Genomic DNA, 13,842 nt, shown 5'->3' with positions numbered 1-13,842 from the left:
CCGGCACCGACGTCGCGCTAAGGCCCCGCGGGAGCCGCCCGCCGCAGGTGTTGCGCGAACTCGGCCGCCGGCCTGAACCCGACCAGCCGCAGACCGGCGACCTCGGTCCCCGCCGACGAGAAGAACAGGATGGCGGGCGGCCCGGGGAGCTTGAAGCGCCCCTGCATCAGGGCCTGGTCGTCCGGGTCGTTGGCGGTGACGTCGGCCCGCAGCAGGACGAACCGCTGCAACTCGGCGATCACCGCGGGGTCGCTGAAGGTGTCGCGGTCCATCTCTTTGCAGGAGATGCACCAGTCGGCGTAGAAATCGAGCAGCACCGGCCGCCCGTTGGCCCGCGCGGCGGCCAGTTCCCGGTCCAGATCCGCCCCGGTCTTGATGCGCTGGAAGGCGGCCCGCGGCGCGCCGCCGCCCGCCGCGCCGGCCCCGCCCAGGAGGCCGCGCAGGGGCTGGAGCGTATCCTTGCCGCCCGCCGCGGCGCCCACCAGCATCAGGGCGCCGTAGATCAGCAGGCCGACCCCGAGCCCCTTCCAGAGCTTGCTCCAACCGCTCGCCCCGGGGGCCAACTGGGTGAGCGCCCCCAGGTAGACCGCGCTGCCGATGAGGAGCAGACCCCACAGCAGCATGGCCACCGCCGCCGGCAGGATGCGCTCCAGCAGCAGGATGGCCACCCCCAGCAGGCCCACGCCGAAGACCGCATTGACCGTCCCCATCCAGGCCCCGCTGCGGGGCAGGAACTTGCCCGCGGAGGTGCCGATGACGAGGAGCGGCGCACCCATCCCCAGGCTCAGGGCGAAGAGCGCCACCCCCCCGAGCACCGCGTCCCCGGTCTGGCTGATATAGATCAGGGCACCGAAGAGCGGCGGGGCGACGCAGGGACCCACGATCAGGGCCGAGAGTACGCCCATGACGGCCACCCCGAGCAGGGTGCCGCCCCGCTGCCGGTGGCTGAGCGCCGCCAGCCGGGCGTGCAGCCCGGAGGGCAGTTGCAGGTGAAAGAAGCCGAACATGGACAGGGCCAGCAGGACGAACACCAGGGCGAAGGCGCTGAGAATCCAGGGGTTTTGGAAGACGATCTGGAGGTTGCCCCCGAACAGCCCCGCCAGCACCCCGGCGAGGGTGTAGGTCAAGGCCATGGCGAGCACATAGACGAGCGACAGGGTGAAGGCCCGGCGGGTGCTGAGGTGCGCCCCGCGCCCGGCGATGATGCCCGACAGGATGGGGATCATGGGGAAGACGCAGGGCGTGAAGGCGAGCAGCAGCCCGAAGCCGAAGAACAGGCCGACCACCGCCCACAGGTTGCCGCCGGCCAGGACCGCGGCGATCCGGTCCTGTTCGGAGACCGCCTCCAGGGGCTCCGGTGGGAGCGCCTGCGGGGGCGTCGCGCGCCGGCCCGGCGCGGCCGACTGCAGGGGCGCCGTCCCGCCCGTGCCCCCGATCTCAGCGCCGCCCGGCGCCGGCGGCAGCGCGAGCTTGACCCGCCGGGTCTGCGGCGGGTAACAAAGCCCCTGCTGCGCGCACCCCTGGTCCTTGACCACCAGGGTGACCTCGGCTGCGGCGCCGGCGTGACGCACCAGGGGTACCTGAAGTGCCACGCGGCCCCGGTAGACCTCCACCTCACCGATGCTGCCGTCCGGCCTGATCCCGTCCTTCTCGACCTCGCCCGGGGGCAGTTGGAAGGCCCCGAGCGTTACCCCAGAGGCTCCCTCCAGCGCCAGGACCAGCTTCTCGCGATAGAGATAGGTCCCCGGGGCCAGGTCCCAGGCGAGGTCCAGCCGGTCCGGGGCGGCCACGGTCGCCTGGAAGCGGAAGGCCTCCTCGACGGCCGGGATCGCGTTGTCCTGCCCGTGCCGCGCGGCCGCCCCGACGGCCTTGCCCAGACCCAGGGCGGCGGCGCCGATGGGGGAAGACAAGGGCGGGGCCTCGGCCGCCGCCGGGGCCGCGCCCGGCGTCTGCGCCGGCTGCGGTCGCGGGCCGGCCGCCGCGGGCGCCGGGGGCAGTCCGACCGCGAGGTGCTGACGCTCGGGCGGGTAGCACAGGCCGGCATCGGCACACCCCTGCGAGGTCACCTCCAGGGCCAGGGTGTCTGCGCTCCCCGCCTCCCGGGTGAGCGGCAGCAGGACCTCGACCTGGCGGCGATAGACCTGCATCTCGCCGAAATAGGGGTCCTGCTTCGTCTCGGCGGGGGGCAGGGCCGGGGTCCCGAGTGCGATCCCCGGGGTCTGGGTCGTAAAGCGGAACTTGCCCTGGTAGAGGTAATAGCCCTCGGCGATGGTCCAGCGCACCCGCACCGCGTCCGCCCCCTCGGCCTGCGCCGCGACCTGGAAGGCCTGTTCCGGCAGCAAGAACGCCTCCTCGGCCAGGACCGACAGGCACAGCAGGAGGAGCAGAAGTGGCAGGGACCGGGCCCCGGCGCTCAGGTGTCTGGTTGGGTGCATTGGATCATCCAGGTCAGGTAGTCGGGCAGCCCCGCGGTGATCGGGAGCGCGATGATCTCCGGCACCTCGTAGGGGTGCAACGCGCTCAAGGTCGCGGCCAGGACCTCGAAGCGCACGGCCACCGTCTTGATCAGGAGCAGGACCTCCGCGTCGCGTTGGATCGCCCCCTGCCAGCGGTAGATGGACGTGAGCCCCGGTACCAGGCTCACGCAGGCGGCGAGCCGCTCCTCCACCAGGCGCTCGGCGATACGGGTTGCGCACTCCTGGTCCGGGCAGGTGCAGAGCACCAGCCGGTAATCGGTCTCGGCGGTCATGAAAATCCTCGGGCGGCCTCAGGGCGGCGGCCAGGCGCCGCCACATTGTGGGATGATAAGGCGTCGGCCCGCCCTTTGCTGCCACTTGAACGCTCCGCTCGGGGACAAAGGTCCGGCCATCAATGCCGGGCCGAAGCCGACCAGGACCCCGTGGGAGCGGTGTCCCGCCGCGATCGGACCCCGCAAACGGCCCGCCCGCCCGGGCCCGCGTCAGGACCCCCGGCCGGCTCCCCCGCATCCCCCCACCCATCCAGAGGCCCCCTGCAGTGCCAATTTTTATTCTGTTGTTCATCGGCCTGCCCCTGATCGAGGTCTATTTCCTGATCAAGGTCGGCTCGGTCATCGGCGCCGTCCCGACCATCGCCCTGTCCATCCTGTGCGCGATCCTCGGCGCCTGGCTGGTCCGTCGTCAGGGGTTCGGCGTGCTGATGCGGGTGCGCGAGTCCCTGGCCCGCGACGAGGTCCCGGCCCTGGAACTTCTGGACGGCGCCCTGCTCCTGGTCGCCGGCCTCTTCCTGCTGCTCCCGGGCTTTCTCACCGATACCCTCGGCTTCCTGCTCCTGATCCCGCCGCTGCGCCGCTGGGTGGTCCGCCGGTATGTGAAGGTCATCCCGGTTCGCACCCATGGCCCGGGTGCCGAGCGCGGACCCCGGGTCATTGAGGGGCACTTTCGGCGGGTGGATAAGGGTTGACCGGGCCTTAAGCGGGCCTAGGTTGTCGTTGTCGTTGTCGTGATCGTAATCGGAGAAGCGATGCTATGTGGGGCCTCGATCGTCGTTCCGGCCGCGACCGGCGATCGACGTAGGGTGCGCCGCGCGCACCTTGCGCAGGGACGCAATGGCATCGTGGTGGCGCGGGTGCGCGCGGCGCACCCTACGGGCGCTCCGGCCGGAATGACGATCGAGGCCAAATTTGGCTTGAGTCCGGGGCGGGGTGTTACGCTAACCTCGATTACGACAACGACAACGACAACGACAACGACAACGACAACGACGAAGCGACAAGCATTGCCTAATGGACTTGTTTCACTTATCAGAGAACCGTTCCCCAACGCCTCAATGCGGACGCACTGGAGATCCTCCGCGTCCTTCATTGCGCGATGCGCTGGCCGGATCACTCTTGATCAACGATTCCGCCAACCCGAGAATAAGCCCCGCCTGCGCAACGAGCGCCCGCCACTCCCGCGGTATACCGTCGAGCCCGTACCAGGCCCCCGCGATCTGCCCATAGATGGCCCCGGTGGTATCCGCATCGTCGCCCAGGTTGACCGCGGCCAGCGCCCCGGCGGCGAATGAGTCGGTGCGGTGGAAGGCCCAGAGGGCGGCCTCCAGGGCCTCGACCACATAGCCGCTGCCGCGGATCGCGGGCGGTTCCTTGGCCTTGAATGAACCGGCGGCGACGGCGTCGATCGCCGGGCATAGCGGTTCCCGTTCCCAGAGCCCCGGCACCGGGCTGTAGCGGGGTCCGAGCAGGGTCCCCTTGTCCACCCCGCGCAGTGCGCCGACCAGGATGCCGGCCATGTAGCGGCAGGCATCCAGGCAGGTGCGCGCCCCATGGGTGGTACGCGAACTCTCGGCCGCCAGGCTGATGGCCTGATGCGGGTCCCCCGCAAAGGCCATGGGGACCGGGGCCAGGCGCATGATGCAGCCGTTGCCGGCCGAGCGCGGGTCGGCGGCGCCGGCGACGGGATCGCCGGTCTGCTCGAAGCGCCCGAGCGCGCCCCGGGTGGCGTTGCCGATGTCGAAGCAGGCGCCGGTGACGCTCAAGTACCCCTCCCGCCACCAGCGCACATAGCGCCGCATCTGGTCCGCCGCGTCGAAGCCCCGACACAGGACCAGACTCTCGGCCAGGCACAGGGCCATGGAGGTGTCATCGGTCCAGTCACCGGGTTTGAGGTGAAAGGGTCCGCCGCCCGCGATGCCGGTAATCGGCTCAAAGCTCCCCGGCGCGCGGAACTCCAGGGTAGTGCCCAGGGCGTCCCCGGCAGCCAGGCCGAGCAGGCAGCCGCGGTAGCGATCCAGTCGTGTCGGGTTCATCGGTTGGTCCTCGTAAGGCTCAGGCCCCGGCTGGGTGGCAGCCGTTCGAGTCGCTCGCCCGGAGAGATTCACACTCCCGACCACCGGATTCGTAGCCACGCGGGTGCCCAGACAACACTTCAGAGTCAACACTTTAGCACATCCTGCCCCAGGCTGTTGTGACTGCGAAAGACGCACGGGAGCGGCATCATGTGACCTGACGGCGTCACGTTTCCGTCACGCCATCCAGGCCCCGCCCACCACCCCCGGGGGCCTGAATGTGCCCTACCCTCGTGCACACGTATTGCCCGAGATCATCACCAGTGCGTCCCAAAAGGGTCCTCGGGTTGCGGCGTTCCCCAGTGTGAAGCGGCGCGTACCTCTGCTACGATTATTCCCATCAGACATTCCCATGGGAGCTAGGCATGGAGACCGTCAACGTCAGCGGGCTCAAGAACAACCCCAGCGAGGCCCTGCGCAAGTCGCACCGCGACCTGGTCGTCGTCATGAACCGGGACAAGCCCGATGCGCTGATGGTCGCGACGAGACGGCGATCCTCGCAGCCGCGGCCGCGGGCTGGCTGAATCAGATTGATGCGACCCCCGGGGCCGTGGTGCTCCCCGACCTCGATGAGGGAGAGGCCGCCTGCATTCGGATCGCCCTGACCCACGCCGGGGCCAGCCTGGTGTTGATGGACGAGCGCGCCGGCCGTGCGGTCGCCATGGAGCATGGCTTGGTCGTGGCCGGCACCGCGGCGATCATCGGGATGGCCAAGACGCGGAGGCTGATCGGATCGGCGCGGGACGCGTTTGCCCGTCTGCACGGCTCCGACTTCCGAATCTCGGCGCAGGTGATCGAGACAGTGCTGCGACGCGTCGGCGAGATGGCATAACATCGTTGCGCAACGCGGGATTGAGTCGAAGTCCATGGTCGCACCCTATTCACCGCCCTTCGCGATCACCCCTGCCATCGTCACGCTCATCGCCGACATCGCCGAGCGGGTCGGCCAACATGCCCAGGCCGCGGATTCCGCCGCCGCCCTGCGACTGCGGCGCATCAATCGCATACGGACCATTCAGGGCTCGCTGGCGATTGAAGGCAATACCTTGAGCGAGCAGCAGATCACCGCGATCCTGGAGGGGAAGCGGGTGATTGCCCCGCCCCGCGAAGTCCAGGAGGTGCGCAACGCGCTGCTGGCCTACGACCGGTTCGCGACCTGGAATCCGGCGTTGGAGGATGACCTGCTCGCGGCCCACGCCCTGCTGATGGCCGGCCTGGTGGAGCGGCCCGGCGCTTATCGCAGCGGTGGTGTCGGGGTCATGTCGGGTAGCGTCGTGGTCCATATGGCGCCACCGGCCAGCCGCGTCCGCGGCTTGATGGAGGGCCTCTTCGACTGGCTGCACGGGTGCGAGGTCCACCCCCTGATCGCCAGTTGTGTCTTCCATTACGAGTTCGAATTCATCCACCCCTTCGACGACGGCAACGGGCGCATGGGTCGGCTATGGCAAAGCCTGATCCTGAGCCGCTGGAAACCGCTGTTTGCCGATCTGCCGGTCGAGAGCATCGTCCATGCCCATCAGGACGACTATTATCGGGCGCTGGCCGACAGTACCCGCGTGGGCGCATCGACGCCTTTTATCGCCTTCATGTTGGGTGTGATCCGTGAGGCCCTCGGGGCCGACCCGCCCGAACAAGTGACCGTACAAGCAACCGAACAAGTCCGGCGCCTGCTGGCGTCGATGGGGGACGGCTGCTACTCGGCCAAATCGTTGATGATGCTACTAAGATTGTCCCATCGTCCAACCTTTCTCTACGACTACCTGCAACCGGCGCTCGCCGCTGGTTGGCTGGAACAGACGCATCCCGATACGCCGACGAGTCCAAGACAGCAATACCGTCTGACCCGGTCAGGAAAACAGGTGGCACAGGACCTTACCTAAGGTATTCACTGATATGTAAACCGCTCCTGTGGTACAGCCGCGATGCAGTCTGCCATGAGGAGCCGGTCGGCATTGGCCACCAGCCACTGCCGCGCACGATCGGCGGGGCCTTGAAGGCGGTGCCGCGCCCGAAGCGCCCGAAGGGGTCCTTGTAGCCCTACTTGCCGAAGGTCTCCTTCTTGAGCCACCAGAATTCGTCGGAGAAGGGGAAATTGGCCAGCACCAGCGAGAACTTGCGCACCGTGCCTCCCGCGGCCCGAAAGGCCGGATCGGTGATGGTGCTGGCCCCCGGCGACGATCCGGGTCTCCAGCCCGTGCAGCACGGAGTTGATCTTGCCGATGGCGGCGTTGCTCCAGTTCATCAGCGAGAGGATGTAGTCCTTGTAGTCCTGCCCGGCGATCTTGCCGCGCAGGATGTTGGCCGCGCCCCAGAGGTGGGCTTCAAGTTGTTGTTGGGTGAGTCTCATATCCGGCGCGGGGGTCCTTCAGGGGTCAACTGGCGGGTTTCCCGCTGTCATCGAACAGCCGGCCCGGCTCGGGGATCTGGTCCCCGTGGCGTCCGCAATGGTAGCGCGCTGCGCCGGAAACAAAAAAAAAGGCTTAGCGATGTTGACCGCTAAGCCTATATTCTTAATTGGCGCGCCCGGAGAGATTCGAACTCCCGACCACCTGGTTCGTAGCCAGGTACTCTATCCAGCTGAGCTACGGGCGCTGAGGGACCCCGTCCTTGGAGACATTATCCAGCCGCGCATGCCTGCCGACCGATTGACTGGGGGTGGGTCCGCGCGGCGATGTCCAGAGGGAGTTTGCCGGGGCGCAACCGTCACCGAGCGGCGCATTATCCGGATCGACGCAGCGCTTGTCAATCGCTCATGGCGGCCTAGGGTCCCGCGGCCGGCTCGATGAGACCGGGGTCGTCCGTGCGGGCATTGTTGACGCGCCGACTCACGGGGGTGAGGGTCCAGTCGGCGGATGGGTCCGGCTGGAGGAGGGCGAGCAGCGCCGCGCTGTCGCGCTTGGCGGGGTCGAGCCACTGGGCCTGGCGGTCGGGGTCGAGGACTACCGGCATCCGGTCATGGACGCGCGCAATCGCGGCGTTGGCGGCGGTGACGATGATGGTGCAGGAGCTGATGGGCGCCGCCTCGGCGGTGCCGGCCCAGTGCTCCCAGAGGCCAGCCATGGCGAAGATCTGTCCGCCGCCGCGGCGGATCAGATACGGCTGTTTGCCCCCGGGCTGGGCCTGCCATTCGTAGAAGCCCTCGGCGGGGATCAGGCAGCGGCGCTCCTTCAAGGCGGCGCGGTAGGCGGGCCTGTCGGCGACGGTCTCGGCGCGGGCGTTGATCATGGTGTAGCGGTGGTCCGGTCCCTGTGACCAGGCGGGGACCAGCCCCCAGCGCAGGTGCCCGAGGTGCCGCCGCCCGTCCGGGCCGAGGCGCACGGCGAGCACGTCCTGGCTGGGGGCGAGGTTATAGCGGGGACGGCTCGGCCCCATCGACTCGGGGTCCAGTTCCAGGCTGAAGTAGTCGGCGTAGTCCTGCGGGTCTGAACATTGGATGAAACGTCCGCACATCGGGCAACATTCCTGCGGTCTGATCGGGTGTCCGGCGTGGACCTTGGGTTAGGGCTTCCGCTAACATGCGGACTCTAAGGCCCGGACTTAAACCCGGGCGATCGAGGGAACATGATGGGATCGGCATCTTTGCCCGCGCTTCGCCAGCCCCAGACGCACACCGTGGTCGTGCTCGGGGCCAGTCCGAAGCCGGCGCGTTACTCGTACCAGGCGGTCAGGCTGCTGAAAGATTTGGGTTACCGGGTGATTCCGGTGCACCGCAAGGCGGCGCATATTGAGCAGCTCCCGGTTGTCCATGCCTTGCCTGACATCCATGAGCGGGTCGATACCCTGACGCTGTACATCGGTCCGGAGCGCGTGCGCAACCTGGTGGGGGCCATCCTGGCCCTGCGCCCCGGTCGGGTGATCCTGAATCCGGGCGCCGAGTCGCGCGAACTGGAACTGGCCCTGCATGACGCCCGGATCCCTTACGAACACGCCTGTACCCTGGTGTTGCTGCGCACCGGGCAATTCTGACGACGGGTCGGGCGGGGTTCCGACCGCCTGCCGGGGGCCGACCGTGATCCGGCCCTTGGATTGAATGATCTCCATGAGGTGACGCCATGTCCTTTCCCCGATCCCGCCCCTTGAATGCCGCCGTACTTGGCGGTCTGACCTTGGCGACGCTCCTGCTCGTCGCCGGTTGTGCCGACATGGCGACCGATATCGGCCTCTGGTCCAAGGCCCGGCCCGCGCCTCCACCCAAGGAGGACCGGACCCCGCCGGTCACCAGCACCGGGCGGGCTGCCGCCGTGGTGAGTGTCCACACCCGCAAGGCCTATGAGAACGCCTGTAAGTTCGGCATCACCCTGACCAACAACCTGCCCTTCAAGATCACCGACCTGTCCTTCCGGTTCACCGCGCTCATCGGCGGCGGCGTGCCCTTCGACAGCCAGACCAAGAGTTTCTCCGAGCTGCGTCCGAGCGAAGATCAATACCGCGAGATGATCTTCCAGGGCGTGCGCTGCGATCAGATCCTGGGGCTGGAGGTGACCGACCCCGGACGCTGCAGCCTGGATACCCTCAACCGGTTCAATTCCGCCCCCGGTGACTGCGCCAAGTACAGCGACATCGCGTCGAGCAGCCTGATCAAAGTGACCAAGAAGGACAAGTAGGCGACCCCACCGCACCCGCCGCCCGGACCATGCCCGACCAGACCACTATCGACGAGCTGCTGAGCATCATGGCGCGCCTGCGCGACCCGGCGGGCGGCTGTCCCTGGGACCTGGCCCAGACCTTCAGAACCATCCTGCCCTACACCCTGGAAGAGGCCTACGAGGTCGCCGAGGCGATCGAGTCCGGGTCCCTGGAGGACCTGCGCGATGAACTGGGGGACCTGCTGTTGCAGGTGGTCTTCCACGCCCGCATGGCCGAAGAGCAGGGCTCTTTCGCCTTCCCCGACGTGGTTCGTGCCATCTGCGACAAGCTGGTCCGGCGCCACCCCCATGTCTTCGGCGAGGCGGACCTGCCGGATGCGGCGGCGGTGCGCGTCCACTGGGAGCGGGAGAAGGCGGCCGAGCGGGCGCGGGCGCCGGGGGGCGCCGGGGCCGCGACCCTGGACGGCGTGGCCGCGGCCCTCCCGGCCCTGGTGCGGGCGCAGAAGCTGCAGCGGCGGGCGGCCGCGGTCGGTTTCGACTGGGACGCCATCGCGGGGGTCTTCGACAAGGTCCGCGAGGAACTCGACGAGTGTCGCGAGACCCTAGCCGCGCCGGTGGACTTGCACGCGCGGGTGCATGAGATCGGCGATCTGCTGTTTTCCTGCGTCAATCTGGCCCGTCATCTGGGGGTCGACGCGGAAGCGGCGCTGCGGACCGCAAACCATCGTTTCGAGCACCGCTTCGCCTATGTCGAGGCTGGCCTGGACCGGGCCGGTCTGCAACCGGGACCTGCGGTGCGCGAGGAGATGGAGCTATTGTGGGAGGCGGCCAAGTCGAAGCCATGACCCGTTGTCGGCGGCGGTAGCGAGTGTGGGGTTGGCCGGGGTGCTTGTGGCGGCCTTGATCGTGGTTCCGGCCGCGGCCGGCGATCGTAGGGTGCGCCGCGCGCACCTTGCGCAGGGACCCAATGGCAGCGCGGTGGCACTGGTGCGCGCGGCGCACCCTACGGCCGCTCCGGCCGGAACGACGATCGGGGCCCTTGCAATGGCCTTGGCGGCACGGTCGTTGTCGTAATCGAGTTTGTCGTAGCGCTCTGGATTCTCTCGCACCCCAAATGGCATCGCTTCTCCGATTACGATTACGATTACAACAACGACAACGATCGTGTTTGTGTTTGACTCGTTCCTGAGTCGTAATTTATCGGTCCGCGCAGCGGACCCTACGGGGGGCATCGGTCCGCGCAGCGGACCCTACGACGATGAGCTATCTCGACAAAGTTCGCGCCTGTAACGCCTGGGACCCGGGGGAATTCATCCCCTGGACCCTGGCGGGCGAGCGCATCGGCTCGGTGCGGCCGGGCTTTGCGCAAGAACTGCGGCGCTGGCCGGAGCAGTTCCGCGTGGAGGCCTACCGGGTCGACTGGGCCGGTGCCCCGGACGGGTTCCAGGCGCGCACCCGGGTCCTGGCGGAGGTGGTCCAGACCCTGGTCGAGACGGGGCTGATCTACCCCCAGCACGGCGAAGCCTATGCGGTAACCCCGGGGCGGCGCGATCAGGCGCGCTGTCTGATCGACCGCGCCGCCGCCCCCTGGTTCGGCGTGCGCGCCTTCGGACAGCACCTCAACGGTTTCGTGCGCACCGGGGGCGGGATCGAGCTCTGGGTCGCCCGGCGCGCCGCGAATCGGCTGGTCTATCCGCTGCACCTGGACAACCTGGTGGCCGGCGGCCTGCCCCATGCCGTCACCCTGCGCGACAACCTGCGCAAGGAGTGCCGGGAGGAGGCGGACATCGAGCCTGCGCTGGCGGATCGGGCCGAGCCGGTCGGTGCCGTGACCTACTGCCGAGGGGCGCGCGACGGGCTGAAGCCGGACGTGATGTACTGCTACGACCTGGAGCTTGCGCCCGACTTCGTGCCGCGCTGCACCGACGGGGAGGTGGAGTCCTTCACCCGCCTGCCGCTGGCGGCGGTGGCCCAATTGGTACGCGACACCGATGAGTTCAAACTCAACTGTAATCTGGTAGTAATCGACTTCCTGGTCCGCCACGGCGGTATCGATCAGGAGGACCCGGACTATCTGCCGATCGTCCAAGGCTTGCGCTCCTGCTTGCCCTGAGGCGGCGCAAGGTTCATCGTGACACGGTTTTCGAGTCCCCCCAGGCCGCCCCGCGGCGAGGTCAGCATGAATCGAGTCTCCACCCCCCCCAACGCCCGGCTCCCGCGCCGCCCCACACTCCCGGTGCGCATCGGCCCGGTCACCGTCGGGGGCCAGTCCCCGGTCGTGGTCCAGTCCATGACCAACACCGACACCGCCGACGTGACCGCCACCGTGCGCCAGGTCGCGGACCTGGCGCAGGCCGGTTCCGAGCTGGTGCGCATCACGGTCAACACCGAGTCCGCCGCCCGCGCCGTCGCCCCCATCCGCGCCCAGCTCGACGCCGCCGGCTGCACCGTCCCCCTGATCGGTGACTTCCACTTCAACGGCCACCGCCTGCTGACCGACTATCCGGAGTGCGCGCAGGCCCTGGCCAAGTACCGCATCAATCCGGGCAACGTGGGCAGCGGCGAGAAGCGCGACAGCCAGTTCGCGACCATGATCGAGATCGCCTGCCGCTATGATCGCCCGGTGCGCATCGGCGTCAACTGGGGCAGCCTGGACCAGGACCTGATCGTGCGTATGATGGACGCCAATGCCCGGTCCCCGGCCCCGCGGCCGGTCGCGGCGGTGATGCACGAGGCCATGGTGGAGTCCGCCGTCGCCAGCGCCGCCCGCGCGGTCGAACTGGGCCTGCCCAAGGACCACATCGTCCTGTCCTGCAAGATGAGCGGGGTGCAGGACCTGATCACCGTCTACCGGATGCTCGCCGCCCGCACCGACCAGGCCCTGCACCTGGGGCTCACCGAGGCCGGGATGGGCTCCAAGGGCATCGTCGCCTCCACCGCCGCGCTCGCCATCCTGTTGCAGGAGGGCATCGGCGACACCATCCGCGTCTCGCTCACCCCCGCCCCGGGGGAGGCGCGCACCCGCGAGGTCCAGGTCGCCCAGGAGGTCCTCCAGACCATGGGCATGCGCTCCTTCGCCCCCATGGTAACCGCCTGCCCCGGGTGCGGGCGCACCACCAGCGACACCTTTCAGCACCTGGCCCAGGACATCCAGACCTACCTGCGCGAGCAGATGCCCGCCTGGCGCACCCGCTACCCGGGGGTCGAGACCATGCAGGTGGCCGTCATGGGATGCGTGGTCAACGGCCCCGGGGAGAGCAAGCACGCCAACATCGGCATCAGCCTGCCCGGGAGCGGCGAACACCCCGCCGCGCCCGTCTATGTGGACGGCGAAAAGGTCGCGACGCTCAAGGGCGACGACCTGGTTGGGCAGTTCAAGCGCATGGTGGACGACTACATCGAGCGGCACTACGGCTGACCCGGCCCCCTGGGACCGCCGCACCCCAGTGCGGCGCGGCCTCGCTGACGACCAGGTCCGTGCGTACTGACGAACGCCCGCCGCTCTGAAGCGCGCCGCCCCCGGTTCGACGATAAACACCACCCCCCGGAGCCCACCCATGCGCATGTTCGACGCCAACCCGCCGGTTCTGCGTGACCTGAAAGACGAAAGCGAGGTCCTGGCCGAAAAGGACGCCGGCGACTTCACCGTCATCACCGCCCGACACCCGACCCTGGGCAAACTGGTCCTGATCCGCGGCCGCACCGGCGCCGGGGTGGTGGTCGAGACCGAGGAATGAGCCGGCGCGGCCTTGGTCATGATCCCGGCCATCCGTGCCCCGGCCCAGGCATGGGCCTTGATCAAAATCCCCGCCCATCATCCAACGGGGAGGCCTTTGGTCCGCACAGCGGACCCTACGGCCCCGCGCCCGTAGGGTCCGCTGTGCGGACCAGCGACCTCCCGTCCAGCAGCGTGGCCGGAGTTATGATCGAGGCCCCAGGCGTGAAACCCAGTAGGATGGGTAGAGCGCAGCGAAACCCATCACTTGCGCCCAGGGTGCCGAACCGCGAAACGCGCGCCGCGATGGAAGAAGCCGATGAAATCGCGCGCAACCGCCGCGCTCGCTTTGCCACGGCCGCTGAACTGTTCGATGACCTCGAAAAGGCTGGCGGCAAGTAAACGTGCTCCGCTGCCGCGAGCGGCGGACTATGCGAAGTCTTTTCTCAAGGACTGGGAGCCCTTGTCCCGGGCTGGCCGCACGGCTCCAAGAGGCGATGTTGCTCCTGATCGCCAACGACCGCCAACTCGGGCCTGAGGGGGCTCGATCACCCGCTCAGCGGCGACTGGCAGGGGTACCGCGAGTGTCACATCGGCGTGGACTTCCTGCTGGCTTATAAGCTTGATGACAGCGGAAAACATGGCTTGGCTGTGTTCGTGCGCGCTGGTACGCACGCCGATCTGTTCGATTAGTGAGAGCGATGCCCATCGTTTGCC

17 protein-coding genes and 1 tRNA gene are annotated in these 13,842 nt (G+C 68.4%); 12 read left to right on the top strand and 6 right to left on the bottom strand.

Translation table 11 applies throughout. From position 1 onward, the window contains the following. Nucleotides 1–17: 17 nt before the first annotated feature. Both THSYN_RS28840 and cutA read right to left on the bottom strand, forming a co-directional pair. Nucleotides 18–2,435, bottom strand: coding sequence for a protein-disulfide reductase DsbD (locus tag THSYN_RS28840; protein ID WP_100922154.1), 2,418 nt, complete (start codon nucleotides 2,433–2,435; stop codon nucleotides 18–20). Beyond that, a complete protein-coding gene (gene cutA / locus THSYN_RS28835; protein ID WP_172965355.1) occupies nucleotides 2,414–2,749 on the bottom strand; it encodes a divalent-cation tolerance protein CutA in 336 nt (111 codons plus the stop codon). The genes THSYN_RS28840 and cutA overlap by 22 nt, the downstream gene beginning before the upstream one ends. A 266-nt stretch (nucleotides 2,750–3,015) precedes the next feature. Between cutA and THSYN_RS28830 the strand changes: the two genes are divergently transcribed. After that, the gene (locus tag THSYN_RS28830; protein ID WP_100922152.1) at nucleotides 3,016–3,441 is read left to right on the top strand and encodes an FxsA family protein; all 426 of its coding nucleotides are present in this window, start codon (nucleotides 3,016–3,018) and stop codon (nucleotides 3,439–3,441) included. Between the two features lie 363 nt (nucleotides 3,442–3,804). On the opposite strand, the gene THSYN_RS28825 is transcribed toward THSYN_RS28830, so the two are convergent. After that, nucleotides 3,805–4,785, bottom strand: coding sequence for an ADP-ribosylglycohydrolase family protein (locus THSYN_RS28825; protein WP_100922151.1), 981 nt, complete (start codon nucleotides 4,783–4,785; stop codon nucleotides 3,805–3,807). A gap of 404 nt (nucleotides 4,786–5,189) precedes the next feature. On the opposite strand from THSYN_RS28825, the gene THSYN_RS28820 reads away from it, so the two are divergent. From THSYN_RS28820 to THSYN_RS28810, 3 genes are read left to right on the top strand one after another with little or no spacing between them, the layout of a single operon-like run. Continuing rightward, a complete protein-coding gene (locus tag THSYN_RS28820) occupies nucleotides 5,190–5,348 on the top strand; it encodes a hypothetical protein (RefSeq protein ID WP_236848743.1) in 159 nt (52 codons plus the stop codon). Next, nucleotides 5,318–5,656 carry a PIN domain-containing protein gene (locus THSYN_RS28815; protein WP_100922646.1) on the top strand — a complete coding sequence of 113 codons (339 nt, stop codon included), beginning with the start codon at nucleotides 5,318–5,320 and terminating at the stop codon, nucleotides 5,654–5,656. Before THSYN_RS28820 ends, THSYN_RS28815 begins: the two co-directional genes overlap by 31 nt. A 34-nt stretch (nucleotides 5,657–5,690) precedes the next feature. Then, complete coding sequence (locus tag THSYN_RS28810) at nucleotides 5,691–6,704, top strand: Fic family protein (RefSeq protein ID WP_100922150.1); 1,014 nt, start codon at nucleotides 5,691–5,693, stop codon at nucleotides 6,702–6,704. A 5-nt stretch (nucleotides 6,705–6,709) separates the two neighbouring features. Here THSYN_RS28810 and THSYN_RS28805 read toward each other — a convergent pair whose 3' ends face one another. From THSYN_RS28805 to THSYN_RS28795, 3 genes are all read right to left on the bottom strand, one after another. Next, a complete protein-coding gene (locus THSYN_RS28805) occupies nucleotides 6,710–7,171 on the bottom strand; it encodes a type I restriction-modification system subunit M N-terminal domain-containing protein (RefSeq protein ID WP_100922149.1) in 462 nt (153 codons plus the stop codon). Between the two features lie 168 nt (nucleotides 7,172–7,339). Then, a tRNA-Arg gene (locus THSYN_RS28800) sits at nucleotides 7,340–7,416 on the bottom strand. A gap of 168 nt (nucleotides 7,417–7,584) precedes the next feature. Further along, nucleotides 7,585–8,274 (bottom strand): SOS response-associated peptidase, encoded by a 690-nt coding sequence (locus tag THSYN_RS28795; RefSeq protein WP_100922148.1) that lies wholly within the window; start codon nucleotides 8,272–8,274, stop codon nucleotides 7,585–7,587. A 129-nt stretch (nucleotides 8,275–8,403) separates the two neighbouring features. Between THSYN_RS28795 and THSYN_RS28790 the strand changes: the two genes are divergently transcribed. The 8 genes from THSYN_RS28790 to THSYN_RS36390 all read left to right on the top strand — a co-directional run bounded on the left by THSYN_RS28790 (nucleotide 8,404) and on the right by THSYN_RS36390 (nucleotide 13,818). Then, nucleotides 8,404–8,790, top strand: coding sequence for a CoA-binding protein (locus THSYN_RS28790; RefSeq protein ID WP_236848741.1), 387 nt, complete (start codon nucleotides 8,404–8,406; stop codon nucleotides 8,788–8,790). 86 nt (nucleotides 8,791–8,876) lie between these two features. Then, entirely contained in the window at nucleotides 8,877–9,428 is a 552-nt protein-coding gene (locus THSYN_RS28785; protein WP_100922147.1) for a hypothetical protein, read from the top strand. 29 nt (nucleotides 9,429–9,457) lie between these two features. Beyond that, nucleotides 9,458–10,255, top strand: coding sequence for a nucleoside triphosphate pyrophosphohydrolase (gene mazG / locus THSYN_RS28780; RefSeq protein ID WP_100922146.1), 798 nt, complete (start codon nucleotides 9,458–9,460; stop codon nucleotides 10,253–10,255). Between the two features lie 413 nt (nucleotides 10,256–10,668). After that, a complete protein-coding gene (locus THSYN_RS28775; protein ID WP_100922145.1) occupies nucleotides 10,669–11,523 on the top strand; it encodes a DUF4743 domain-containing protein in 855 nt (284 codons plus the stop codon). Nucleotides 11,524–11,589: 66 nt separating this feature from the next. Then, complete coding sequence (gene ispG, locus THSYN_RS28770; protein WP_100922144.1) at nucleotides 11,590–12,828, top strand: flavodoxin-dependent (E)-4-hydroxy-3-methylbut-2-enyl-diphosphate synthase; 1,239 nt, start codon at nucleotides 11,590–11,592, stop codon at nucleotides 12,826–12,828. Between the two features lie 139 nt (nucleotides 12,829–12,967). Further along, the gene (locus THSYN_RS28765; RefSeq protein ID WP_100922143.1) at nucleotides 12,968–13,147 is read left to right on the top strand and encodes a hypothetical protein; all 180 of its coding nucleotides are present in this window, start codon (nucleotides 12,968–12,970) and stop codon (nucleotides 13,145–13,147) included. A 257-nt stretch (nucleotides 13,148–13,404) separates the two neighbouring features. After that, nucleotides 13,405–13,527, top strand: coding sequence for a hypothetical protein (locus THSYN_RS36785; RefSeq protein ID WP_257791211.1), 123 nt, complete (start codon nucleotides 13,405–13,407; stop codon nucleotides 13,525–13,527). Between the two features lie 195 nt (nucleotides 13,528–13,722). Then, entirely contained in the window at nucleotides 13,723–13,818 is a 96-nt protein-coding gene (locus THSYN_RS36390) for a type II toxin-antitoxin system YafQ family toxin (RefSeq protein WP_236848740.1), read from the top strand. The last annotated feature ends 24 nt before the right edge of the window (nucleotides 13,819–13,842 follow it).

Source organism: Candidatus Thiodictyon syntrophicum, from assembly GCF_002813775.1.
GTDB lineage: Bacteria > Pseudomonadota > Gammaproteobacteria > Chromatiales > Chromatiaceae > Thiodictyon > Thiodictyon syntrophicum.
This window is presented reverse-complemented; position numbering and strand designations above follow the sequence as displayed.